The 24,605-nt window shown below is 64.1% G+C and carries 23 protein-coding genes and 1 pseudogene; 19 read left to right on the top strand and 5 right to left on the bottom strand.

Features of this window, described 5'->3' with window-relative positions; genetic code table 11:
* Positions 1–805: 805 nt before the first annotated feature.
* From UNPF46_RS15580 to dctP, 4 genes are all read right to left on the bottom strand, one after another.
* Positions 806–2,329: a class I adenylate-forming enzyme family protein gene (locus UNPF46_RS15580; protein WP_246668664.1), complete on the bottom strand. Its 1,524-nt coding sequence runs from the start codon at positions 2,327–2,329 to the stop codon at positions 806–808.
* A 38-nt stretch (positions 2,330–2,367) separates the two neighbouring features.
* Complete coding sequence (locus tag UNPF46_RS15575; RefSeq protein WP_142250577.1) at positions 2,368–3,651, bottom strand: TRAP transporter large permease; 1,284 nt, start codon at positions 3,649–3,651, stop codon at positions 2,368–2,370.
* Between the two features lie 104 nt (positions 3,652–3,755).
* Positions 3,756–4,259 carry a TRAP transporter small permease gene (locus UNPF46_RS15570; protein WP_142250576.1) on the bottom strand — a complete coding sequence of 168 codons (504 nt, stop codon included), beginning with the start codon at positions 4,257–4,259 and terminating at the stop codon, positions 3,756–3,758.
* An 11-nt stretch (positions 4,260–4,270) separates the two neighbouring features.
* Entirely contained in the window at positions 4,271–5,290 is a 1,020-nt protein-coding gene (dctP, locus tag UNPF46_RS15565; protein ID WP_142250575.1) for a TRAP transporter substrate-binding protein DctP, read from the bottom strand.
* On the opposite strand from dctP, the gene UNPF46_RS15560 reads away from it, so the two are divergent.
* The 19 genes from UNPF46_RS15560 to UNPF46_RS15470 all read left to right on the top strand — a co-directional run bounded on the left by UNPF46_RS15560 (position 5,256) and on the right by UNPF46_RS15470 (position 23,962).
* Positions 5,256–5,498 (top strand): hypothetical protein, encoded by a 243-nt coding sequence (locus UNPF46_RS15560; RefSeq protein ID WP_142250574.1) that lies wholly within the window; start codon positions 5,256–5,258, stop codon positions 5,496–5,498. The two genes, dctP and UNPF46_RS15560, sit on opposite strands and share 35 nt — an antisense overlap.
* A 182-nt stretch (positions 5,499–5,680) precedes the next feature.
* Entirely contained in the window at positions 5,681–6,865 is a 1,185-nt protein-coding gene (locus UNPF46_RS15555) for an ABC transporter substrate-binding protein (RefSeq protein ID WP_142250573.1), read from the top strand.
* Positions 6,866–6,875: 10 nt separating this feature from the next.
* On the top strand, positions 6,876–7,742 hold the full coding sequence (locus tag UNPF46_RS15550; RefSeq protein WP_142250572.1) for a branched-chain amino acid ABC transporter permease: 867 nt from the start codon (positions 6,876–6,878) through the stop codon (positions 7,740–7,742).
* A 3-nt stretch (positions 7,743–7,745) separates the two neighbouring features.
* Positions 7,746–8,795 (top strand): branched-chain amino acid ABC transporter permease, encoded by a 1,050-nt coding sequence (locus tag UNPF46_RS15545; RefSeq protein ID WP_142250571.1) that lies wholly within the window; start codon positions 7,746–7,748, stop codon positions 8,793–8,795.
* The gene (locus tag UNPF46_RS15540; protein ID WP_142250570.1) at positions 8,792–9,553 is read left to right on the top strand and encodes an ABC transporter ATP-binding protein; all 762 of its coding nucleotides are present in this window, start codon (positions 8,792–8,794) and stop codon (positions 9,551–9,553) included. Before UNPF46_RS15545 ends, UNPF46_RS15540 begins: the two co-directional genes overlap by 4 nt.
* Complete coding sequence (locus tag UNPF46_RS15535) at positions 9,550–10,245, top strand: ABC transporter ATP-binding protein (RefSeq protein WP_246668663.1); 696 nt, start codon at positions 9,550–9,552, stop codon at positions 10,243–10,245. The genes UNPF46_RS15540 and UNPF46_RS15535 overlap by 4 nt, the downstream gene beginning before the upstream one ends.
* A complete protein-coding gene (locus UNPF46_RS15530) occupies positions 10,245–11,636 on the top strand; it encodes an MmgE/PrpD family protein (protein ID WP_246668662.1) in 1,392 nt (463 codons plus the stop codon). The genes UNPF46_RS15535 and UNPF46_RS15530 overlap by 1 nt, the downstream gene beginning before the upstream one ends.
* Entirely contained in the window at positions 11,633–12,442 is an 810-nt protein-coding gene (locus UNPF46_RS15525; protein ID WP_142250569.1) for an SDR family NAD(P)-dependent oxidoreductase, read from the top strand. The genes UNPF46_RS15530 and UNPF46_RS15525 overlap by 4 nt, the downstream gene beginning before the upstream one ends.
* A gap of 28 nt (positions 12,443–12,470) precedes the next feature.
* A complete protein-coding gene (locus UNPF46_RS15520) occupies positions 12,471–13,256 on the top strand; it encodes an SDR family NAD(P)-dependent oxidoreductase (protein ID WP_142250568.1) in 786 nt (261 codons plus the stop codon).
* Positions 13,257–13,314: 58 nt separating this feature from the next.
* Positions 13,315–14,481, top strand: a complete 1,167-nt coding sequence (locus tag UNPF46_RS15515) for a CaiB/BaiF CoA transferase family protein (RefSeq protein ID WP_142250567.1) — start codon at positions 13,315–13,317, stop codon at positions 14,479–14,481.
* Positions 14,471–15,265: an enoyl-CoA hydratase/isomerase family protein gene (locus UNPF46_RS15510; protein ID WP_142250566.1), complete on the top strand. Its 795-nt coding sequence runs from the start codon at positions 14,471–14,473 to the stop codon at positions 15,263–15,265. The genes UNPF46_RS15515 and UNPF46_RS15510 overlap by 11 nt, the downstream gene beginning before the upstream one ends.
* A gap of 13 nt (positions 15,266–15,278) precedes the next feature.
* Positions 15,279–16,214, top strand: a complete 936-nt coding sequence (locus UNPF46_RS15505) for a hydroxymethylglutaryl-CoA lyase (RefSeq protein ID WP_142250565.1) — start codon at positions 15,279–15,281, stop codon at positions 16,212–16,214.
* A gap of 11 nt (positions 16,215–16,225) precedes the next feature.
* Positions 16,226–17,428 carry an acyl-CoA dehydrogenase family protein gene (locus tag UNPF46_RS15500; RefSeq protein WP_142250564.1) on the top strand — a complete coding sequence of 401 codons (1,203 nt, stop codon included), beginning with the start codon at positions 16,226–16,228 and terminating at the stop codon, positions 17,426–17,428.
* A 10-nt stretch (positions 17,429–17,438) separates the two neighbouring features.
* On the top strand, positions 17,439–18,812 hold the full coding sequence (locus UNPF46_RS15495; RefSeq protein WP_142250563.1) for an MmgE/PrpD family protein: 1,374 nt from the start codon (positions 17,439–17,441) through the stop codon (positions 18,810–18,812).
* Positions 18,809–19,633 carry an aspartate/glutamate racemase family protein gene (locus tag UNPF46_RS15490; RefSeq protein WP_142250562.1) on the top strand — a complete coding sequence of 275 codons (825 nt, stop codon included), beginning with the start codon at positions 18,809–18,811 and terminating at the stop codon, positions 19,631–19,633. Before UNPF46_RS15495 ends, UNPF46_RS15490 begins: the two co-directional genes overlap by 4 nt.
* A complete protein-coding gene (locus UNPF46_RS15485) occupies positions 19,630–20,517 on the top strand; it encodes an MBL fold metallo-hydrolase (RefSeq protein WP_142250561.1) in 888 nt (295 codons plus the stop codon). Before UNPF46_RS15490 ends, UNPF46_RS15485 begins: the two co-directional genes overlap by 4 nt.
* A gap of 117 nt (positions 20,518–20,634) precedes the next feature.
* On the top strand, positions 20,635–21,672 hold the full coding sequence (locus UNPF46_RS15480; protein ID WP_142250560.1) for a LacI family DNA-binding transcriptional regulator: 1,038 nt from the start codon (positions 20,635–20,637) through the stop codon (positions 21,670–21,672).
* A 27-nt stretch (positions 21,673–21,699) separates the two neighbouring features.
* Positions 21,700–22,896 carry an NADH:flavin oxidoreductase/NADH oxidase gene (locus UNPF46_RS15475; RefSeq protein WP_142250559.1) on the top strand — a complete coding sequence of 399 codons (1,197 nt, stop codon included), beginning with the start codon at positions 21,700–21,702 and terminating at the stop codon, positions 22,894–22,896.
* Between the two features lie 73 nt (positions 22,897–22,969).
* Complete coding sequence (locus UNPF46_RS15470) at positions 22,970–23,962, top strand: Bug family tripartite tricarboxylate transporter substrate binding protein (RefSeq protein ID WP_181769947.1); 993 nt, start codon at positions 22,970–22,972, stop codon at positions 23,960–23,962.
* A gap of 560 nt (positions 23,963–24,522) precedes the next feature.
* Here UNPF46_RS15470 and UNPF46_RS38285 read toward each other — a convergent pair.
* Positions 24,523–24,605, bottom strand: a pseudogene (locus UNPF46_RS38285) (3-oxoacyl-ACP reductase); the annotation flags it as partial.

The raw sequence follows: 24,605 nt of genomic DNA, 5'->3' as shown, positions 1-24,605 counted from the left end.
AGAGCTTCTCTCGGCGTGCTCCTTCGCCATTGGGCACAAGATATCTCGCGGACCGAGACGTCATCATGAGGAGCTCACCAAGAAGCGGATGTCTCGAAAAGAATAGCGTAAAGAGACTGTCCACCAGCTTTCCTAAGTTTTGGTCGTGCTGCAAGCGAAGTTGGCGCGCCTCACGCCGTTTTCACGAGCTCTACAGCAGGTTCGTCGCGCCAATGCCATAGATCGCGCACGCGCGCTTGTTCCTGTCCTGCTTCGCGATCAACCTTCGCAGAAATCACTCTGTTCCCAGACTGATAAAATTTCATACGAAATGGAGTCAGTCAGCGGACTGATAAGGTTTCTAACAAAACGGAGTCAGTTGGTCGACTGATAAGGAAAGACGTAAAAGCTTATCAGTTCGAATGCGGCTCAAGAGCCGAGTACAGCCTGCGAGTGAAGAGTGCGCTCTCGTCGCGGTCTGACCTGTGCACTGAGAATCTCAAGACCCGATTTCTGCGTCCAATTCATGCACATGCGACCCTGGAAAAGCCTAGCCGCAGAAGCTCAGTTGGTCCAATGATGGATTGGAGCGAGAGTTCAATTTTTTCAAATAGTTGGTGGGGCACGTGTGCACGACGTGTGCACCGGGAGGTCAACAAGAATCTAACGAAGACCACCTTGGAGTTGCCTCAGCAGAGCTGAGCATTCGGCCGATCGCCAAGAGACTCAAGAACAACGGTGACGGTGTCGGGAGTTTGAGTGGCTCCACTGACTATTTCCAGGACGGATGTGCGAAGTTGCCAATGAACGAAAGGTGCACACTATCCTATTCGCGTGGCTCGAGCCGTGGTCGCGGGCCACCGGTTATCCTGAAGCGAGAGAGCAGATCAGCGCGGATGGCTCCGCGAAGAACCTTGCCAATTCCATTTCGAGGAAGCTCGTCAAGCGCGATCATGAGGCGAGGGCGTTTGTAGTCCGTCATGGTCTTTGCTACGGCCTGGAGACGTTCCTCCCAGTCAGCAGGAGGATTCTCGACGGCGGCAAGAATGACCTCGCCCCAATAGTCCGATGGAATCCCGACCACGGCAACGTCGGACGGCTGGAGCGCCGGCGCAAGCAGTCGCTCGACCTCGTCCGGCGCTACTTTGTAGCCGCCGGACTTGATGACGTCGGCCATGCGGCCGGTGAGATGCAGCCGACCATCTGCATCGAAATATCCGAGATCGCCGGTGTCGTGAAATTCGTCGGGCGCAAGCGGATTGAAGCCCGCTTCGGTGCGGTATCCGATCATGAGGTGCTGCGCCCGGATCAGGATTTCGCCGCTCTCTCCGGGCGCAACGAATTCGCCGGCCTCGTTGCGAATGACGATCTCGACGCCGGAGGCTGGCCAGCCGACACAGGCATCATCGCCGCCGGACGCATACCAGCTCTCGGTCTCGTTGGCCTCGAGCACGGCGATCGGATTGAAAACCTCGCTCTTGCCGTAGGTCACGCGCACCACCGGGCCGAACATCTCCCTGGCGCGCGCGTAGAGCGTCGGCTTCAGCACCGCCGTGCCGCAAAAGATCGTGCGCAGCGACGAGAATTTGCGCTCGCCGGCGGCCGCGACGATCTTCGCGAGCACGGTCGGCGGCGCAAACATCGCGTCGCATTCGCCACGTTCAAGGATGCCGAGGACGGTCGGCGGATCGACGCCGTCGAGCAGCGTGACGGAAGCGCCCGACGATAAATAGGCGTGCGTCATCAGCGAGGAGCCGTGCGAGAACGGCGTCATCAGCAGCACATTGCTGCCGGCGCCGGGCTGGAACGGCAAATTCGCCCGCAGCAGGATGTTCGCCGTCCAGCGGCCGATCTGGCTGTGGACCGCCCCCTTCGGGCGGCCGGTGGTGCCGGAGGTGAACACGACGCGCGCCGGCGCGCCGCTCGCGACGCGCTGGAAGACGGCCGGATCGATCGCGACCTGCTTGATGCTGTCGATCGTCAGCACCGCGGGCCCGTCGGCGCCGATGTCCTTGGCCAGTCCCGCGCCACTGACCAGCAGGCGGACGTCGGCGACGCCAAAACAATAGCTGCGTTCGGCCGCGCTGAGCGCCGGATTGATCGGGACTTCGACGGCACCGGCCATCATCACGCCGAAGGTCGCCGCGACGGCGTCGGCGCCGTTGCGGAACAGCGTTGCCACGGCGTTGCCCGGACCGATGCCGGCGCCCGTCAGCGCATGTGCGACGCCGGCGGCTTTCGCAAACAGGTCCGCGTAAGTGGTCATGCCCTCAACGTCGATCACCGCCGGCCGTTCGCCGTAGCGGAGCGCGAGCGTGGAAAACTCCGAGGCCCAGTGGATCGATGTCATCTTTTGCTCCATGTCCGGATCGCGCGCGACGAGCGGCGCTAGCCCGGCCCGTAGACCAGGTTGGGCAGCCAAAGCGACAGCTGCGGCACGTAGGTGATGATCGCCAGGCACAGCAGCAGCAGGCCGAGGAACGGCAGGACGCCGCGCACCACTTCGGTGACAGGTGCCGTCGAGATCGTCGCCAGCACATAGAGGTTCAGGCCGACCGGGGGATGAACCAGTGCGATCTCCATGTTGTGGGTGAAGACGATCGCGAAATGGACGGGATCGATGCCGAGCGGCTTCAGTGCCGGCGCCAGGATCGGCATCACCACCAGCAGCGTGGCGGCGACTTCCAGGAAGCAGCCCAGCACCAGCAGCAGCGCGTTGATGGCGAGGAGGAATTGCCAGGGGTGAAGCTGGTTGTCGAGCGTGAACTTCACCAGCGATGCGGGGATACCCGAATCCGTCATCCAGTGGCCGAAAGCCAATGCGGTCGCGACGATGATCATGATCGTGGCCGCGCTCTTGATCGCCTCGGCGATGACGTCGAGCGTCTGGTTGAACTGAAAGCCGCGGTAGAAGAACAGGCTGACGAGAAGCGCCACGGTGGCAGAGATGGCGGCCGCTTCCGTCACCGTCATCAGCCCGCCGTAGATTCCGACCATCACGATGAACGGGACGCAGAGCGCGGGCAGTGCATTGAGGGTCATGCTTATCAGCTTGGCGCGCGCCACGGCCGGCTCGCGCGGCAGTTCGTATCTGTAGGAATAATAGAACACCCATCCGAAGAACATGACGGCCTGAAGCAGGCCCGGCAGGATCCCGGCCAGGAACAGGCGCGGAACGGATTGCTCCGCGATCAGCCCGTAGAGGATCAGCGACAAGCTGGGCGGAATGACGATGCCGATCGTGCCGGAGGCGCCGACCACGCCGAGCGCGAAGTGACGGGGATAGCCGCGTTCGATCATTGCCGGCACCAGGATGGTGCCCATGGCAAGGGCGGTCGCGACCGACGATCCGCAGATGGCGGCGAACAGCGTGCAGGACACCACGGTGACGAGGCCGAGCGCGCCGCGCAATTGTCCGAACCAGGCGATGGCGACGTCGACCAATGCCTTCGCGACGCCGCCGCGACGCATGAAGGCGGCCGCCATGACGAACAGCGGCAAGGCCATCAAGGTGCTGGAATTCATCTCGTCGGCGATCTTCTGTGCGATCGCCACCATGGGCTGGCCGCTGAAGCCGAACAGGACTGCTGCGCAGAGGCCGAGCACGAGAAAGATCGGCATTCCGGCGCAGAGCAGCCCGAAGAACATCAGCAGGAAGAGCAGGGTCCACATCGCGTCGGTTCTCGCTGGAACTGGCGGCATCCCGGTCCGGGCCGCGGCAGTCGGTTGACGATTTCAAATTGGCCGCAGGCAGGCCTGCAAGCGTCGCCGTCCGCTCAGTGATCGTGAACGGCGATGACCATGGTGGCGGGATCGAAGCGGAAGACGAGGTGGTAGAGCTTGATGACGTAGCGCAGCAGCATCAGGACGGCGCCGGTCAGGATCGCCGAATAGTAGATCCACATCGGGAATTCGAGGCCGGTGATGCTGCGTTCGTCGAGGCTGCGGGCGACGTCGGCGACCTCGAAGCCGCAATAGGCGAGGCCGGCGCAGAATGCGATCGCGACGCAGCAGTTGAGCGCTTCGACCCATCTTTGTCCCTGCGGCGGCAGCAGCCGCAGGACGACGTCAGGCCGGACATGGCCGTCGGTCCGGACCAACTGGCTCGACGCCAGGAATACGGCCCAGACCGTCAGGTAGACGACGACCTCCTCGCCGTAGATGAACGCAAAGTTCTTGTTCACGTAGCGGCCGATGACCTGAAAGGTGCCGACCGTCAGCGCGAGCGCGCCCAGAACCCCGATCAGGAGGAGTTCGATCCTGTTCCAGACCTTCATCATGGGGCTACGGATCAATGCCCGGCGGTCACGATATCCGACTTCACCTGCTGGAGCAGGGCAGGCGAAATCCGCAATTCCTTGGCGACGCCGTCCTGCGACGGCAGCATCTTCAACCGAACGTCCGCAAGAGCGTTTTCGGTCGGCGACACGAAGACGATGCCGTTCCTCTCCAGCGTCTGCCGCGCCTCGCTCTGCGCCGCCTCCATGCTGCGGCGGTAGGCTGGAATGTTTTCGCGCCAGACGTCGATGACCATCGCCTGCAGATCCGGCGGCAGCTTCTTGTAGAAGCTCTCGCTGATCATCGGCACGTAGAACCCGACGAACGAGTGATCCTCGAATCCGTACTTGACGCCGGATTCCCACAGCTTGGCGCTGGCGAGACTCTCGTCGGTGGAGCTCAGGCCGTCGAACGTACCTTGCGAGAGCGCCAGCGGCACATCAGGCCATGCCGTCACGTTCGGCGATGCGTTGAAGAATTTGGCGCGGGCCGATTGTCCGGCGCCGCCGGAGTTGCGGATCTTCATGCCGGCCTGATCGGCAAAGTCGCGGATCGGTTTGCTGGTGCTGTAGGTGTTCTGATAGCCGAGCTGCAGCCAGGGACCGAGCAGCCGGACATCGAGCTTGCTTTCCAGCTGCTTGTTGATGATCTCGCCGATCTTGCCGTCGGCGGCGGCGTAGACGACCGGGTAGGGCTGGCCGTAGAACGCCGGCAACTGGAAGACATCGGCGTCGGGCACGAATGCGGTCAGCACCCAGGTGCCGGGGACCGCGAGCTCGACGGCGCCCTGACGCAGCGCCTTCACCACGTCGCGGTCGCGAAACAATTGCCCGCTGTGGAACAGTTCGGTTTCGATCCTGCCGCCGGATTTTTCCTGCAGCTTCTTCAGATAATCGCCGACGGCCACCGTCCGCCCGTGTGTCGCCGACGTGTCGAGCGACGCTCGCAGCTTGAATTGTGCTTCGGCTGCAGCTCCCTGGCTGTACTGGACGGCAAACATGGCAAGCACTGCCATCACGGCGCGTCGCATCATCGATTTTCTCCCCGAGCGTTTATTTTTTTGTGCAGCAGGCCCGAACGGTAGCGGGACCGCCCGACCATTTCAAGTGAAACGTTTCATATATTTGCCAAGGTTCGCCGTCGGAGGATCGTTTGAGGAATGGGGGGCAAATGCTGACATGATCGAACGCGAGTTTGTGCGCGGCAAAAATGCGCAATTCTGCAGCGAAAAGTTTGACTGACTTATTCTTGGCATTGGGGCCGCGCGCTCATTTTCAATGAAACGTTTCATTGACAGCCGCATTTTCTCCGCCTAGCTTGCGCCGCGCTGAGTGGAGCGACGGATGGTCTCGAAGGCCATCGTGCGAGCTTTCGTTCGGAAAAACGCGGCGAAACAGCCGCAGAAAATCAGGTGGGGAACGTCATGAGGATCACGCGTAGAGACCTGCTGTTGTCCGGCGCGGCCGCTGGTGCAGTGCTTGCCGGTTCGAACGGCTTGGCGATTGCCGCTGAACAGGAATTGACGCTGGGGGTGGTTGGCGTTCTGTCGGGCCCCGCTGCGCAGTGGGGCCTCGCCTTGCGAGGCGCGGTCGAATTCGTCGCCGCGGAGGCCAACAGGGACGGTCTGATCAAGATCGGCGGCGCGCCGTGCAAGGTCAACGTCGTTGCCATCGACAGCAAGTATACCGCCGAAGGTGCCGCCGCTGCGGCCAACGCCCTGGCCGGGCAGGGTGTCAAGTTCATCCTCGGTCCGATCGGCTCGCCTGAACTCACCGGCGTGAAGCCGATTGCCAAGCGCAATTCGATGCTGGTGATGGGCAACGGCTACGCCAAGGATGCGCTGTCGCCGCAATTGCCGCTGGTGTTCCACGTCGGTCCTGGCCCCTCGGGCTGGGCCGACCCGATCATCAAGATCGCCAAGCAGAAATTCGGCATCAAGAGCGTCGTGCTCGTCGCGCCGAACGACCAGGGCGGCACGGACATCGCAAGCGTCGATGCCGATGCCTACAAGAAGAACGGAATTGCCGCGACCGAGGAATACTATCAGCGCGGCACCACCAATTTCGGGCCGATCGTCACCCGCGTCATGAATGCCAAGCCCGAGGCCGTCGATCTCGCTTCATCGCCGCCCGGCGATGCGGGCATCCTGGTCAAGCAATTGCGCCAGGCCGGCTTTGAGGGGCCGATCGGACGCCTTGGAGGGCCGGGTTACGGCGAAATCTCCCGTGTCGCAGGCGGTGACGATGTCCTGAAGGACTTCTACTGGTACGAGCCGGTCGTCATCGACGAAAAGACGCTGCAGATCGCGGAGGATTACAAGAAGCTGATGGGCAGCGAGCGGCCCGAGAACAATCTGTTCTTCCAGTGGGTGTCGGGCGCTCGCATGGTGGTCAAGGCCATCGCCAAGGCGGGAACGACCGATACGGCGAAGGTTGCCGAGGCGCTGCGCGCATTGCCGGTGAGCGATCCGAATCTCGGAGCCGGTCACTGGATCGGGCAGGAGTTCTTCGGCATTAACCAGGAACTGTCGTTCCCCTTTGGCGTCGGCCTTGTGACGAATGGCAAGCTGCAGCCGACGATGAGGGTCGAAGCGGCCGGCGGCAAGTAGCGGATTTCCAGTGCAGGGCTTCGTCGCCACCGGCCTCATCGGCATCAGCCTGGGCGCGCAGTATGCGCTGCTCGCCCTCGGCTTCACCCTGATTTTCGGCATCCTCGGCGTCGTCAACTTCGCGCATGGCGGCTTCTACGTTCTTGGAGGTTATCTCGCATATTCGCTGGTGACCTACCTCGGCGTGCCCTACGGACTGGCGGTGGTCGGTGCGGCGCTGGGCACGACGGCGCTCGGATATCTGTTCGAGCGTTTCGTGCTGGACCGTCTGATCGACGATCATCTGGCGACGCTGATGCTCACACTCGGGCTCTACATGATGATGTCGAGCGGCATCCTCGTGATGTTCGGGCCGCAATCGCCCTCCTTCAGCTTTCCCCTGACCGGCGTCATTCGCGGGGGCGGCTTCTATCTGCCGATCGAAAATCTGGTGGTGCTCGGGGTCTGCGTCGTCGCGATCCTCTCCGTCTACGGCCTGATCTATCACACCGACTTCGGTCGTGCGCTGCGCGCGCTCGCGGATGATCGCGCCGTTGCAACGGCGCAAGGGTTGCGTCCCACGGTCCTGTTCCCAGCGGCCTTCGCGCTCGCCACGGGGCTCGCCGGACTCACGGGGGCGTTGGTCACGCCGATTCTGTCGCTCGCGCCGCATATCGGCGATCCCGTGCTGGCAACATCCTTCCTCATCGTCATTCTCGGCGGCCTTGGCAGCGTCGGCGGTGCGACTGTCGCGGCCTTCCTCGTCGGCATGGTGGAGGCCTTCTCGGCCGTCTATCTCGGCGGTTCGAAAGGTGCGCTGGCGCTTTTCGTGCTCGTGCTGATCATGCTGGTGGTCAAGCCGTCGGGGCTGTTCGGCCACCGGGTCCGGGGAGCCTGAACCATGATCCAGCTCGCACGAGCCAAGCTACGCGGCGGAGGCGCCGCCGAGATGGCGGGGGTTCTCGTCATCGCATCCGTGTTCGTGGTCCCGTGGATCACTGAGAATCCGATGGTCTATTCGCTGGCCAATCAGATGCTGATCGCAATCACGGCGGCCTTCAGCGTCTACATCATGCTGCGCATGAACCTGATGACCTTCGCGGTGCCGACCTTCATGGCGATCGGCGGCTATACGGTGGCGATCCTCGGGCTTCGCCATGGCGTGACCGACGTCATCCTACTCGGCCTCGCCAGCTTCATCGTACCGGCGCTGTTTGCGTTGCCACTCGGTGCACTGGTGCTGCGGCTGACCGGCGTCTACTTCGTTCTCGTCACCTTCGTCATTACCGAGATCACGCAACTTGTCCTGTTCGAAACGCCGGGATGGACCGGCGGCGCCAACGGCCTCGTCGGCATGCCCGCCGTGACGTTCTTCGGCATCGAGCTCGGCGACAACCGGGCGGTGCTGCTGGTGACCATCGGTCTGGCGCTCGCCGGCGCAGTCGTCACGGCGTCGGTGACGCGCGGTCTGCGCCAGCATTTCGCGGCCATCGATGAAAACGAGCTGCTTGCCCAGAGCCTCGGGCTCGTCGTCTGGCATTACAAGGCGTTTGGCTTCGCCATCGCGGCCGGTGTGTCGGGCCTCGCGGGCTTCGCGCTGGTCAACATGCTGTTGACAGCGCATCCAACGTCGTTCAGCGCGCTGTCGTCGGTGAACTACATCGCCTATGCGATCATCGGCGGAAAGAGCAGCATGCTTGGTCCGATCGTCGGCGGCGCATTGCTGATCTGGGCGGGGGACATCTTCGCCTTGCGCGGGGAGTATTCCCAGTTCCTGTTTGGCTTCCTGATCGTCGTGGTAGTGCTGGTGGCACGCGACGGCATCGTCGGGACGATCTATCGCCTCGGCGTCCGTCTGGTCTCACCGGCACCGTCGTCCCCGTCTTCGTCCTACTCTCCGAAGTCCTCTCCAACGCTGAGCGTGCCCAATGCGATGGAGCCACTGCAATGACGCTCCAACCCGTGGATCTCACGCGTGGCGGCGCGCGCCTCGAAGTCGTTTCGATCTCCAAGCGCTTTGGCGGGCTGCATGTGTTCAACGGCATCAGCTTTACCATCGCGCCCGGTGAAGTGCTTGGCGTCATTGGACCAAACGGCGCCGGCAAGACCACGCTGATCAACGTCATTTGCGGGATGCTGCCACCAACAACTGGAAATGTCCGGCTGGACGGCAAGGAGATGACGGGCAAGCCCCTTCATGCCGTCAGCCGCATGGGAATCGTCCGCAGCTTCCAGCAGACGAATACCTTCCGGACGGCAACGGTCCGCGAAAACATCTCGCGCGCCGTGCGTTTCAGCGGCGGCGGCGAACGGGTCTGGAAGACGATCGCACCGTTGATCGACGAGTTCGAGCTCGGGCCGCAGCTCGACGAGCAGAGCGACAAGCTGCCTTACGGGCTGCAGAAGATGCTGGGTCTCATTCTCGCCTGCGCGGTCCGTCCCAAGGTGCTGTTGCTGGACGAGCCGGCGGCCGGTCTCGAGCGGCGGGAACGCCTCCGGGTCGATGCCTTCGTTCGACATGTGAGGACAGAGCTCGGCTGCGGCGTGCTGATTGTCGAGCACGACATGGATCTCGTGCGCCGCCTCTGCCCGAAGATCATGGTGCTCGATTCCGGCCGTGTGCTGGCCGAAGGAGCTCCCGTCGAGGTGCTGGCGCGCAAGGACGTGATCGATGCCTATCTCGGCGCGGTGGACGAGGATGCGGCATGATGCTGGCGGTGGAAGACCTCGAAGTCCGCTACGGCGGCATCACGGCGATCCGCGGCGTCTCGATCGACGTTGCTGAAGGCGAGACGGTCCTGCTGGTCGGCGCCAACGGCGCCGGCAAGTCGAGCCTGATCAATGCCGTGATCGGGCTGGTACCGGCGTCGCGCGGCAGCGTGCGCTTCTCGGGCGCGGATATCAGCGCCGTGTCGTGCGATGGGCGTGCTCGCGCCGGAATGGGCTACTCGCCCGAAGGCCGCCGCGTCTTCGCGACCATGTCGGTCGCCGACAATGTTCTGAGCGGTGCCTGCGGGCGCGGCCGTGCGGCCCAGCGCGAGGCATGGAGCTGGCTCTGCGGCATCTTTCCGATCCTGCAGGAGCGTGCCGACCAGCCGGCCGGGCAATTGTCCGGCGGCCAGCAACAGATCGTCGCTCTGGCGCGCGCGATGAGTTCGTTTCCCAAGCTGCTGCTGCTGGACGAGCCTTTCCTGGGGCTTGCACCGGTCTGGATCGCACAGATCAGCGAGGCGATCCGGCACATGCAGAAGCGTGGCACGACCATTCTCGTCACCGAGCAGATGGCCCGCCCGGCGTTGAAGCTGGCAACGCGAGGCTATGTCATGCGCGGCGGCGAAATCCGGCGCAGCGGCACCGCCGACGAAATTCGCGACGTGGCACTGGCCGAGGAGTATCTCTGATGGCGGCCATGAATGCCACCGCCCGCTTGGGCGCATTTGCCGCGACGGCGGCGACCACCAGGCTTGCTCCTGACGTCGCGACGAAGGCCGCCATCTGCCTGCTCGATTCGCTGGGACTTGCGGTTGCCGCACGTGCCGAGCCGACGGCCGTCGCCGCACGGTCGATGACCACACAGGTTCCGAAGGGGCCACGAACCGCGCGCATCTGGGCCGACGGCAGGCACGCGGCCTTGTCGGAGGCGGTGCTCGCCAACGGCGTCGCCGTCCATGCGCATTTCCAGGACGATACCGATCACGATTCCTGGACCCATCCGGGATCCCTGATCTCGCCGGTCGCGGTGTCGCTGGGCGAGACGCTGGATGCGCCGCTGAGCACCGTGCTGAAGGCGCTCACCACCGGCTATGCCGCGCTGAAATGGCTCGGCGCCGGCGAAGCCGTTGCCCGTGGTCTCATCGGCCGCGGCGTGCGCACAAGTCCGACCTTCGGCACCATCGGCGCGGCAGCGGCGGGCGCCGTCCTGCTCGGGCTCGATGCTGCAAAGGCCACGAATGCGATCGCGATCGCGGCCTGCACGACCGGTGGCACGCTCGAGCCGGTGCGTTGCGGCTCGGACGAATGGCGCGTGCAGAACGGTCGCGCCGCCCATGGAGGCCTCATCGCGGCCGAACTCGCGGCACATAGCGTCCAGGGCGCGCCCGATGCGCTGGAAGGCCCGAAGGGCCTGTTGCGTTCGCTGGCCGGCCTCGAGCACGCGCCCGTCCAATGGCGCGAGGCTCCCGACGCCGCGACGATGATCGGCATCATGGCAAAACCCTTTGCCACCCTCGGCGACAACATGTCCGCCGTGCTGGCGGCCCACGCGGTCCACCGCGACCGCATCGATCTGTCCCTGGTGAAGCGGATCACGGTCGCGATCTGGCGTCCCTATACGGAATATCCCGGCACGTCGTTCAAGGGTCCTTTCACGAGGACCGTGCAGACCCAGGCCAGCACTGCCTTCGCGGTCGCTGCCATGCTGCGCTACGGGCGGCTGAACTACGACATGGGCGTCGAGCACCGCCAGGACCCGGAGATCATGGCGCTCGTCGCGAAGACGACGGTCGAGCCCGACGATATCGGCACGCATCTCGATGCGAGCGTGGAGATCGAGCTGCAGGATGGCACGCGCCATCGCCGCAACTCGCGCGAGGCGCCGCAGGTTCTCGTGTTCCAGGACGAAGCACGGGCCGCCGATGTGTTCGAGAACCGCATGTCTGGCGCGGGAATGCCGGCGGCCGAGGCAAGAAGCCTCGCCGTGGACGTCCTTGCCGCGGCCGGCAATGGCGGATCGATGCCGATCCGCACCTTGCTCGACCGGCTGACCGGATCAACCAAAGAGACCAGGACATGAAGCTCGGACTTGAAGGCAAGACGGCCATCGTCACCGGCGGCAGCAAGGGCATCGGTCTCGAGACCGTGCGTTTGCTGGCGGAGGAGGGCGTCAAGGTCCTGGTCTGTTCGCGGCGCGAGGACGCGCTGGCCGAATGCCGCGAGGACGTCGAGAGGACGACCGGGGTCAAGGTCGAGACCTTCTCCCTCGACGTCACCGACCTCAAGCAGATCGAGCGACTGCCGCAGGTCGCGCGCGACCGTCTCGGCCGTATCGATATCCTCGTCAACAATGCGGGCACCGGCACGTACAAGCCGTTCCTGGAGGTGACCGACGAGGAACTGCAATATGGCATGGCGATCAATTTCTTCGCCCAGTTCCGGATCTGCCAGCGCATCGTTCCGATCATGGTCGCTCAGAACGGCGGCAGCATCGTCAATGTCTCGGGCGAGACCGGGATCATGGTGACGATGCCACCGTTCCTGTCGTCGTGCACCGGGCCGGCCAAATCGGCCGAGATTCGCTTCTCGAAGATTCTCGCCAACGAATTCGGGCCGCATAACATCCGCGTCAACTGCGTCGTCCCCGGCTTCGTCAACACACCGGAGCGCTTCGCGAAATGGGAGCGCGAGCTCGCCAAGAGAAATCTGGGCCCGGAGGAAGCGGAAGCCGAGCGGAAGCGCTGGTCGGAAAGCAACTCGATGCGCAACACGCGCTGGGGGACGCCGGAAGAGCTCGCCAATCTGATCGTCTTCGCGTTGTCCGACCGTGCGAGCTTCGTCAACGGCGCGGTGCTGGTTGCCGACAACGCGCAGGACAAGTCGTGAGCCGGATATGCGCGAGGCGATGAACCGAATGACCGAAGACAAGGCGTCAAAGCCGTTGGAGCAGTTCCTGGTCCGGGGAAAGTGCGCGGTCGTGACGGGCGGCGGCGACGGGATCGGGCGCGCTGCGGCGCTGCTGCTTGCGGCGGCCGGCGCGTCGGTGGCTGTGCTCGACCACGATGCGGCAAAGGCCGAAGCCGTCCGGGCGCAGATTGTTGATGCCGACGGCAAGGCGATGGCCGTGACCGCCGATGTCTCCGACGAGGCGGCGGTCGAAGCGGCGTTCTCCCGCGTGGTCGGTACGCTCGGGCCGGTCGATATCCTGGTGAACAATGCCGGTCTCGCCGTACGCGAAGCGGCCGATACGCTGTCCGTCGACAGCTGGAATCGCGTTCTCGCCGTGAACCTGACGGGCATGTTCCTCTGCGCGAGGGTCGCGGCTCGCACCATGCGCGGCCGCTCCGGAGCCATCGTCAATACGGCATCGATCATGGGATTGTCGGGCGGACTGTATCCCAACGTGGCCTATCAGACGACCAAGGGCGGCGTCGTCAACATGACGCGCGCGCTTGCCCTCGAATGGGTCGGCGACGGCATCCGCGTCAATGCGGTTGCGCCGACCTTTGTCAGGACGAATTTCATCGCCGGCATGATGGCCGATCCCGTCAAGGCGGCTCATGTCATCGAGGCGACACCCATGCATCGGTTGGCCGAGCCTGAGGAAGTTGCCGCAGCCATTCTGTTCCTGTCCAGCCCAGCCGCAAGCATGATTACCGGCGTCACACTGCCGGTCGACGGAGGATTTCTCGCAAGATGAGCGTTGTTTTGATGATGACCGGCATGGCTGCGGCCGTGTCGTCCGCCGGGAGGATCTGATGGCCGACGTCGACAAGCCCCTCGCAGGCATTACCGTGATCGAGCTGGGTCACAGCGTCGCCGCGCCCTATGCGGGTCTCATTCTGGCCGATCTCGGCGCACATGTGATCAAGGTCGAAAATCCCAAGAGCGGCGATTACGCGCGCGGCTGGGGACCGCCGTTCTGGAATGGGACTGCGAGCGTGTTCCACAGTCTCAATCGCGGGAAGGAGGGAATCGCAATCGACTTCGGCGATCCCGACGACTGCGAGAGACTGAGATCGCTGATCTTGAAAGAGGCGGATGCGGTCATCCAGAATCTGCGGCCCGGGATATTGGATAAGTTCGGTCTGACGGCCGACGCGCTGCGCGCAAGCAAGCCGTCGTTGATCTGGTGCGACATCGGCGCGTTCGGCGCCACGGGGCCGCTCGCCAGCAAGCCGGGATACGACCCGCTCGCGCAGGCGAGCACGGGCATCATGAGCGTGACCGGCGAAGGCGATCGTCCGCCCGTGCGGGTCGGCGTTTCCCTCGTCGACATGGGCTCCGGCATGTGGGCGGTGATTGGAATGCTCGCGGCCCTGGTCGCGCGCAACAAGAACGGCGAGGGCCGCAGCGTCGCGACCTCGCTTTATGAGACGGGTCTTGCATGGATGACGGTGCCGCTGGCCGGCTACGCGGCGTCCGGCGAAGTCCGCAAGCCCTACGGGTCGGGCACGGCGGAAATCGCACCCTATCAGGCCTTCGAGGCGTCCGACGGCTGGCTGATGATCGCCGCCGGCAATGACAATCTGTTCCGCAAGCTGTGCAGCGCGTTGAAGCTCGAGACACTCGCTTCCGATCCCGACTTCGCGACCAATGCGGCGCGGGTCGTCAACCGCGAGCGGCTGATCCCGCAGATCCAGTCGACCGTGCGCCGCCATTCGGCCGATGCGCTCGGGAAGATTCTGGATGCGGCCGGCGTTCCGAACGCCCCGCTCCTGACAACCGATCAGGTGGCCCGGCATCCGCAAACCCGGGCGCTCGACATGATGGTGCGCTGCTCGGACGACGATATCGAGCTCGTGGGCATCCCGCTCGCCTTCGACGGCGCGCGGCCCCGCGCGCGGACCGCGGCACCGGCGCTCGGTCAGCACAACGCCGTCCATCGGATACCCGCCAGCAAGGGAACGAACAATGCAAAGTGATTTCCAGACCATCAAAGTCGAACGCCGCGACGGCAACATCCTGCTGGTGACGCTGCACCGGCCGGAGGCGTCCAATGCCATGAACACCCAGATGGGCCTCGATCTGGTCGCGCTGTTCGAGGGCTTCTCGACCGACATCGAGGGGCTGCGGGCCGTGATCCTCACCGGGCACGGCGACAAGGCGTTCTGCGCCGGCGGCGACTTGAAGCAGCGCAATGGCATGACGGACGACGCCTGGCAGGCGCAGCACCTCGTGTTCGAGCGCATGCTGCGCGCGTTGCTGGGCTGCCCGATTCCAGTGATCGGGGCGATCAACGGCGCGGCTTACGGCGGCGGCTGCGAGATCGCGGCGGCGCTCGACTTCGTCTATGCCTCGACCAATGCCCGCTTTGCGCTGACCGAAGTGACACTCGGCATCATGCCGGGCGGGGGCGGCACGCAAAATCTGGCGCGCGCCGTCGGTGAGCGTCGCGCCAAGGAACTGATCCTCTCCGGGATGCCGTTTTCCGCCGCCGAGGCCGAGCAATGGGGCTTGGTCAACCGCGTGCTGCCGCCGGGAGAATTGCTGGAGGCGACCTTCGCGATCGCCCATCGCATTGCCGCCAATGGCCCGATCTCGGTGCGCCAGGCCAAGCAGGCGATCCATCGCGGTCTGCAGATGTCGCTCTCCGACGGCCTTGCCTTCGAGATCGAGGCCTACAACCGGCTGGTTCCGACGGCGGACCGGCGCGAGGGCGTGCTCGCCTTCAACGAGCGCCGCAAGCCGAACTTCCAGGGCAAATAGAGGAGACCGCAAGATGCGCGAGAAAGCCCATGTCCGCGAAGTCGGACCACGAGACGGCATCCAGATGGTCAAGAGCATCCTGCCGACTGCCCGCAAGCTCGCCTGGTGCCGGGGCGCCTTGGAAGCCGGGATACGCGAAATCGAAGTGACGTCGTTCGTGCCGGCCAAGGTCATTCCGCAATTTGCCGATGCGGAGGAGGTCGCGCGCGGCGCGCTGGAGATGACTGGGTTGCGGCCGTCGGTCCTTGTGCCGAACCTGAAGGGTGCGGAGCGGGCCTTCGCGCTTGGCGTGCCGATGGTGAACTACGTGCTGTCGGCGAGCGAGGAGCACAATCAAGCCAATGTTCGCCGCAGTACCGAAGAGTCCCTGATCGACTTCGAGCGTATCGCGGCAGCGCGCGACCAGCGTCCGGGCGCGCGGATCGGGCTTGGCGCGGGAATCGCGACTGCGTTCGGCTGCACCATTTCGGGGGCGGTCTCGGAAGCACGGGTGATCGGGATCGCCGAGCGGCTCGCCGGGATGGGAGCCGATGAGATCATCGTCGCCGATACCGTCGGCTATGGTGATCCCGGCCAGGTCCGCAGGCTGATGGCGGCCGTGATCGCAGCCGTCCGTCCGTTGCCGGTCGCTTGCCATTTTCACGACACGCGCGGTCTCGGCCTCGCCAACGTGACGGCTGCGCTTGAAGCCGGCGTGCGTGCGTTCGACGCTTCGCTCGCCGGGCTCGGCGGATGCCCGTTTGCGCCGGGTGCCACCGGCAACATCGACACCGAGGACACCGTGTTCCTGCTCGAACAGCTCGGCTTCGATACCGGAGCCGACGTCGAAAAGCTCGTTACCTTGCGACGGGAGGTCGAGAGCTGGCTGCCGGGCGAGCGATTCTCCGGCGCGATCGCGCGCGCCGGATTGCCCAAAACGTACCGCGTCTCGGCCAGCGCCGCCGCTTGAAAGGATACAACATGAACTATCACGATGCATCTCACGCGGCGGACATGGAAGTCACCGTTGCACTAGGTGAGGATTTTTCCGATCTGCGAAACTCGGTGCGGCAGATCTGCAAGGGCTTTCCCGGCGAATACTGGCGGAAGCTGGATGACCGGAGTGGCTATCCCACCGAATTCGTTGTGGCTCTGACGGAGGCGGGCTTCCTCGGCGCGCTGATTCCGGAGGAATATGGCGGCTCGGGTCTGCCGCTGCGGGCAGCGGCGGTGATCCTCGAGGAGATCAACGCCAACGGCTGCAGCGCCGCCCCGGCGCATGCGCAAATGTACATCATGGGGACGTTGCTTCGTCATGGCAGCGAGCTGCAGAAGCGGACCTATCTGCCGGAGATCGCGGCGGGGCGGTTGCGGCTCCAGGCCTTCGGCGTGACTGAGCCCAACACGGGTTCGGACACGACCCAGCTCAAGACACGTGCCGAGCGTCAGGGAGATGTCTACGTCGTCAACGGCCAGAAGGTCTGGACGTCGCGCGCGCTGCATTCCGATCTCATGCTCCTGCTGGCGCGCACCACGCCGATCGACCAGGTGAGGGGGCGCACCGAAGGGCTCTCTGTTTTCCTGGTGGACCTGCGTGAGGCCAAGGGTAACGGCATCGAAATCCGCCCCATCAAGGCGATGGTCAACCACAACACCACCGAAGTGTTCATCGAGAATCTGAAGGTGCCGGCTGCCAACCTCATCGGCGAGGAAGGCAAGGGATTCCGCTACATCCTCGACGGCATGAACGCCGAGCGCATCCTGGTGGCATCCGAATGCGTCGGCGACGGACGCTGGCTTCTGAACAAGGGCGTCGCCTATGCCAACGAACGGCGTGTCTTCGGCCGCTCTATTGGCCAGAACCAGGGCATCCAGTTCCCGCTGGCGCGCGCCTACGCCGAACTCGAGGCTGCCGACATGATGTGTCGGCGCGCCGCTGCGCTGTTCCAGGCGGGACAGCCTTGCGGTGCGGACGCCAATATCGCCAAGCTGCTCGCTTCCGAAGCCACCTGGAAGGCGGCCGACACGACCTTCCAGACTCACGGTGGATTCGCGTTCGCGCAGGAATACGACGTCGAGCGCAAGTGGCGCGAGGTGCGCCTGTATCAGACCGCCCCGATCTCGACCAACATGGTGCTGGCCTATGTCGCGCAGCACGTGCTCGGTCTGCCCCGTTCCTACTGAGGAGACGACCATGCCCGATATCACTCGTCAGACCGCCGACTTCGTCGCGGGCCTCGTATCCTCCGATCTGCCCGACAGGTGCCGCGAGGCCGCGCGGACCGGCATCATCGATTGCGTCGGCGTCATGATCGCCGGCGCGCGGGAACAACCGGTCCGCATCGTATCGGCGATGCTTGCCACCTCGACGCAAAACGACGGGGCGCCGGAAATTCCGGCGGGCCGGAATCTGGCGGCCCCCGACGCCGCGCTGGTCAACGGCGTCGCGGCGCATGTGCTCGACTATGATGACGTCGCGATCGCCGGTCATCCGAGCGCGGTGCTTGTGCCCGCGATCCTGGCGGAGGGCTGGTCGCTGGGCGCGAACGGCAGCGACGCGCTTGCGGCCTATGTCGCGGGATACGAGCTGTGGGCGCAGGTCCTCGCGCTGGAGCCGGGTCATTTGCACGAGCGCGGTTTCCATCCGACGGCGATCATGGGCACGCTCGCCACCGCCGCGGCCTGCGCGCGTCTGCGCAAGCTCGATCGCGAGAAGACGGCACATGCCATTGCCATCGCTGCTTCGCTCGCGGCCGGCCTCGTCGCCAATTTCGGCACCATGACCAAGTCGCTGCATGCCGGCCGGACCGCGCAGTCGGGCGTGCTCGCGGCGCGCCTGGCCGACCAGGGGTTCACCGGGTCTCTCGACGTTCTGGAACACCGGACCGGCTTTCTTCGCGCGCATTCGCCGTCGGGCGCTCCCAATATCGAGAATGGGACGATCGATATCGGCAAGAACTGGCGTCTGGCGGAGCTCGGCGTCTGCGTGAAGCGGTATCCGACCTGTTATGCGACCCATCGTTCGATCGATGCGATGCTGGGTCTGGTGAACCGGCACAAGCTGAAGCCGGATGACGTGCGCGAAATTCGCGTCCACACCGGTACCACGCAGAAGCTGATGCTTCGCAACACCAATCCGCAGACCGGCCTCGAGGCCAAATTCAGCATGGAATTCGCCATGGCTTCGGCGCTGATCGCCGGACGGGTCAGCCTCTCCGAGCTGACGGACGAGTTCGTGTCGCGGCCGGATGTCGGTGCAACATTTGCGAAAGTCCGCTGCACGACGACCGATGAGATCATGGTCGGGGATCAGCCCTTTGCCCCGTCCGACCAGGTCAGCGTCGTGCTCGCGTCCGGCGAGGTGTTGCAGCATGACCCCGTGGTGTACGCCAAGGGTAGCTGGCAGCGGCCGCTCTCGCGCGAGGAACTGAAGGAAAAGTTCATGGATTGCGCGACGCGGGTTTTCGAGCGCGGGCAAGCCGCTGATCTGTTCGAGCAGCTCTGGAATCTGGAGGAGCTCGACTCGATCCGCTCGCTGCGCCTGACGGCCGACCGGGTCGTCGCATGACGGACGCGACGGCGAACAAGGGCGCAGTGCCGCGCATCTGGCATCAGTCGGTCAACGAGCTCGATTACTTCGATGTCTACAAGCGGGCGCTGGAAGCCCATGCGGCGGAGGTCCTTGGCGATGACGCAAAGGTCGTCGTCCACGGGCTTCCGGCCGGCGCGTATGGTGGTGCCTCGGCGACGGCGGTGCTGGGCAATGCCTTTGCCTATCACCGCATTCTCGATCGGGTCATCGACTATGCAATCACGGCCGAGAAGCAGGGCTACGATGCCTTCGTCATCGGCTCGTTCAGCGAGCCGTTCCTGCGCGAGATCCGCTCCGCGGTCGATATCCCCGTCGCCTCGCTCACAGAGAGCGGGTTGCTGGTCGGCTGCTCGCTCGGCAGCTACGTGGCGCTGGTCTCCAATGCACCCGCCGTGCAGTGGATGACGAAGGTCGCGGTCGACAAGCACAAGCTCGCCGCCCGCGTGCTCGAGGTCGCGTCGATGGACCCGGCGCTGGACGAGCCGGCGCTGGCGCGCGCCTACGCCGATCCGGCCCCGGTCATCGCCAACTTCACGGCCGTGGCCGCGCGCCTGGTGGCGCGCGGAGCCGACGTGATCATTCCGGCCGAGGGCGTGCTGGCCGAACTCCTTGTCCGCCACGGTGTCCGCGAGATCGCCGGCGCACCGGTGATGGACGTCTTCGCGGCCACCTGGGCCTACGCGCTGATGCAGATCAGGCTCTGGTCGAAGACCGGCCTTCGCGTCGGCCGCAGCTGGCACCATCGGCGCGACGATCCCGCGCTCGTTGCAAGATTTTTTCAAGAGGAAGCCCGATGAGCAATCTGTTCGCGACCCAGGTTCCAGGCGTCTATCATCGCCGGCTCGGCGACGTGCTGGTCACCGGCCTCAGCGATGGCTACGTCGACATGGGGTATACGATCTTCCGAAATATTCCCGAAGACGAGACCAAGGCCATCCTGGCGCGGGATCATCGCACCTCGCCGCCGCGCATTTCGGTCAACGCCTTTGCCTTGCGCGTCGGCGGCCGCACCTATCTCGTCGACTGCGGCTCTGCCGACCTGATGGGGCCGACCTGCGGTCGGCTGCCGGCCAATCTCGCCTCCGCCGGCATCGACCCGGACTCGGTGGACGCGGTGCTCCTGACCCATGTTCATCCCGACCATTCCAACGGCCTGACGGACGTGGCGACGGGACAGCGGCTGTTCCGGAATGCCGAAGTCATCGTGCACGAAAACGAGATCAATCACTGGTTCAACGACGAGGCGATGGCCAAGGCGGCCGAGCGTCCCCGCCGCCGATATTTCGAAGCCGGACGTACCCAGATCAAGCCCTACATGGCGGCCGACCGCGTCCGTACCTTCAAGAAGGGCGAAGTGCTGCCCGGCGTGACCGCGATCCCGATCGCCGGCCACACGCCCGGCCACACCGCCTATGTCGTCTCGTCGGGCGGCAGCTCGATGGTGATCTGGGGCGATACGGTCCATGTGCCCGAAATCCAGGTGGCGCGCCCCGAAGTGACGATGGAGTTCGACACCGACCCCGAAGCCGCCGCGGTGGCGCGGCAGATGATATTCGACATGGTGGTGACCGACGACATGCTGGTCGGCGGCATGCACCTGCATTTTCCGGGCTTCGGCCACATGCGACGCGAGGCGGGAAAGTACAGCCTGGTTGCGGAGCAATGGGCCTTCGAGGTCTGAACCGCGACCCCGTCATAGCCTAGACCTTCAGATCACCATCCGGGATTCAATTCCGTGTATCATACGCCAGAATCGAACAACGATGGTCAACGACAGGCGATCAATGGCGGACGGCGGATGACAAGTCGCGGAAGCAAGCTGACGATCCACGACGTGGCGACCGCTGCCGGGGTTTCCACCGGCACGGTGTCGCGCGTCCTCAATGGCAACGCCACCGTTCGCCCGGAAATTCGTCGCAAAGTCCAGAAGGCGATCGACGATCTCGGCTATTCGCCGAACGCGGTGGCTCGCAGCATGCGCATGGGGTCGACCCATACGATCGGCTGCATCCTGCGCGAGATCAACATCCCGCAGCTCGCGGGGTTCGTCAAAGCCGCCCATGACGTGCTCGACGAAGTCGGCTTCTCACTCGTCATCTCCAATTCGGAAGGCCGCATGGAGCGCGAGCGGGAGTTGCTCAGCCGTCTGTCGCGGCGGCAGGCCGACGGCGTGATGATGGGGCCGTACACGGCCATCTCCGGTGATTTCGAAGCTTTCCTTCGCGACCTCGACATTCCCATCGTATTGATCGATCGCGATCAGACAACCTGGGCGGATGCCGTGATGGCCGATCACGCTGAAGGCATGCGTCTTGCCGTCAGCCATTTGCTGGATCTCGGGCACCGTCGCATCGCCCTGATCACCGGCGAGCGCGGTCTTTATCCCGCGCGCGAACGCGTCCGCGGCTACCGGGAGGCCTATGCCGCGCGGGGCCTGGAGCCTGATCCGTCGCTGCTTCATGTCGGAAGCTTTCTGCCCGGCGCGGGATTCCGTTTCACCTCGGCGATGCTCGGCCAGCGCAATCCGCCGACGGCCATCATCTCGGGCGGCCTCGACATGTTGTCGGGCGTGCTGCGTGCGATACGGGGACGCAATCTGAGGATACCGGAAGACGTCTCGGTGGTCGCGTCGGGCCATTCCGAACTGGCCGAGTTGTTCTCGCCGCCGATCGCCGTGATCGGGTGGGATCAGGCGGAGGTCGGCCGGATTGCCGCCGGCATGCTGCTCGACCGGATTCGAAACGGTAACTCGCATGAAGCGCGCAGCGTTCTCGTGCCGAATGAATTCATCCCGCGTGCATCGGTGGGACCGCCGAAACGCGACAACAACAAGTAGGAATACGGTTTGCAGGGAGGCATTGGAATGACTGACGGAGTGACCAACGGCGGCGGCGCGGCTCGGCCGTTGCTGTTCCAGCCCTTTTCGATCCGCGGGCTGACGCTGAAGAATCGCCTCGTGGTGCCCCCGATGGTCCACTACCGCAGCGAGCCCGGCCATACCTGCGGCGCGTTTCATCTCGTCCATCTCGGCCGCTACGCGCTGGGCGGCTTCGGCCTCGTCTTTGTCGAGGTGACGGCGGTCGAGGAAGCCGGGTTGAACAACGAGAACGACCTCGGCATCTGGAACGACGACCAGGCCGAGAGCTTCAAGCCGCTGATTGCGTTCATGAAGCGCCAGGGCACGGCGATCGGCATCCAGATCGGTCACGCCGGCCGCAAGGCCTCGATTCAGAGCGCCATGCAGGGCATGGGACCGCTGACCGAGGAGAATCTGAAAGCCGGCGCCAAGAGCTGGCAGCCTGTCGGGCCGACGGCCGAGCCGGTCGCCAAGGGATGGCTGACTCCGCGGGCACTGACCACGGCCGAGTGCAAGAAAATGGTCGGCACGTGGGCGGCTGCGGCAAGGCGGGCGGTTGCTGCCGGGTTCGACACCATCGAAATCCACACCGCGCACGGTTATCTGCTGGCCTCGTTCCTGTCGCCGGTCTCCAACACGCGCACTGACGAATATGGCGGCGACCGGGCCGGGCGGATACGCCTGCCGCTCGAGATCGTCGAGGCCGTGCGCCGCGAAATGCCGGATACGATGCCGCTGTTCGTTCGCGTCTCATCTGTCGACGGGACCGTCGAGGGCTGGAACATGGACGACACCGTCGTCTTCGCACGCGAACTGAAGCAGCGGGGTGTTGACGTGGTCGATTGCTCCTCGGGCGGTATCTCCGGAGCCGCCACCGCAGCCCAAGTGCCGCGCAGCCTCGGATTCCAGGTCCCATTTGCCGAGCGGGTCCGAAAGGAAGCCGACATTCCCACCATGGCGGTCGGCATCATCCTCGAGGCTCAGCAGGCCGAGGCGATCCTGGCAAAGGGTCAGGCAGATCTCATTGCCGTTGGCCGGCAGTCTCAGTTCAATCCAAACATCGCCCATCATTGGGCACATGACCTCGGCATCAATGCTCGCTTCGAGGATTGGTCGCCCGAGTTCGGCTGGTGGCTGGAGAAACGGATCAGGACCCTGGACGGATTTGCCACGCCGACGGGCGTGGTCACGCGCCGCCAGTAAAATTTGTCGCGGCGCTTGAGGCGCGAGCCTCGTGCGAATGACATTCCTGAGGAAACGGGAAGGAGGAAGCGATATGAATCGCCGTGAATGGCTGTTGAGTTTTGGGGCTGCTGCATTGGCCGCAGGACCGGCTGCCGCACTGGATTATCCCGATCGTCCAGTCACCATCCTGAATGGATACTCCCCGGGCGGCTCGACCGATATCGCCGCGCGCCTCGTCGGCGAAGGAATGTCGAGGCAGCTTGGCGGCAAGGCTTTCGTTGTCGAAAACCGTCCGGGTGCCAGCGGTACCGTTGCGGCAACGTGGATGAAGCGGCAGAACCCCGATGGCTACACGCTGCTTCTGTCGGAATCGTCGTCCTTTGCAATCTGGCCGGCGATGTACACCGAAGGTGTGAAATATGATCCGCTAAACGATTTCGACTGGGTCGCGACGATCTGCATCTCACCGATGGCTTTCATCGTCAGCCCCGACTTTCCGGCGAGGAGTTGTCCCGAGGCTCTGGAGCTGCTGGGCTCGGAGAAATCAAGGGATCTGAACTACTCCAGTTCGGGGCCGGGTTCGATTCCCCATATCGCAGCCGAACTATTGCGCACCAGGATCGGGCCAACGAATGCCTCCCGCCACATTCCCTATCGCGGCGGAGCGCCGGCGGTCCAAAGCATTTCGAAGGGCGAGACCGCGTGGGGAGTCGCGTCGCTGGGCTCAGCGGCCGGAATGATCCAGGGCGGGCTCGTTCGCGCGTTGGCCGTAACGAGCCTTTCGCGCTTCCCCACCTATCCCGATATCCCAACCTTCGGCGAATTGGGCCTGAGGGACGTTGGACTGAATATCTCCTATCTCCTCCATGCGCCCGCCGGATTGCCGGGTGGTATCCTTGATCTGCTCAACAAGTCGAGCGTGACGGCCCTAGTTGAAGCGACCACCCGCGAGCGGTTTCTCAACGCAGGCATGCAGGTGTGGGATCGAGAAAATACGAGTGCGAGCACCAAAACGATCGTCGCGAACGAGCTTGCCTGGTTCAAAGACGTGGCTGCGCGGACTGGCATTCGCATCTTGGGATAAGTCCGTTTGTTATAACGGCTCAAGCCGCAACAAAGCGGCCATCTCGCTCTCGGCGATGGATGACCTCTCGGTTTGACTCAGGCGCCGTCCGCGAACGCAGATATTAAGAAGGCAAGCCGCTGCAGACCTCGGTCGCCTGCATCGCTGACGTCAGCGCGCCTGACACGCCATTGTTAGAGCCAAAATCCCATTTTTTGCACGGAGCTTAAACAGTAGGGTTCTGTTCCAGCAAAGCCGAAATCCCTGATGTTTCGATAAGGATTGACCGACACTGTCTCCCCACCCGAGCGCCGTCTGGCTCGTAGATTTGGATGCGCGGATGTTAGACTTGAGTGGCTTCCGCTGGCTGGAGCTAGCTCAAACTTCCTAATGATGGATTGGAGCGAGAGTTCAATTGTTTCAATGCGCTAAAGGACGGCGTGTGCACGACGTGTGCACCGGGAGATCAAGAAAAATCTCACAGCAATTGCCAAGCAATGCGGTCGCCTAAGCTTTAGCTTAATTTTCGCCGGGAATCCCGGAGGACGCCCAGCGATCTCAAAGTCCAGAATCAGTAGGTCTTAGATGGTCTGTCCGCCGGATACTTCGATGCGTTGAGCCGTCATCCACCGGTTGTCAGGACCGAGCAGGCTCGCGATCATCG

The sequence above is a fragment of the Bradyrhizobium sp. UNPF46 genome, from assembly GCF_006658625.1.
GTDB lineage: Bacteria > Pseudomonadota > Alphaproteobacteria > Rhizobiales > Xanthobacteraceae > Bradyrhizobium > Bradyrhizobium nitroreducens.
This window is presented reverse-complemented; position numbering and strand designations above follow the sequence as displayed.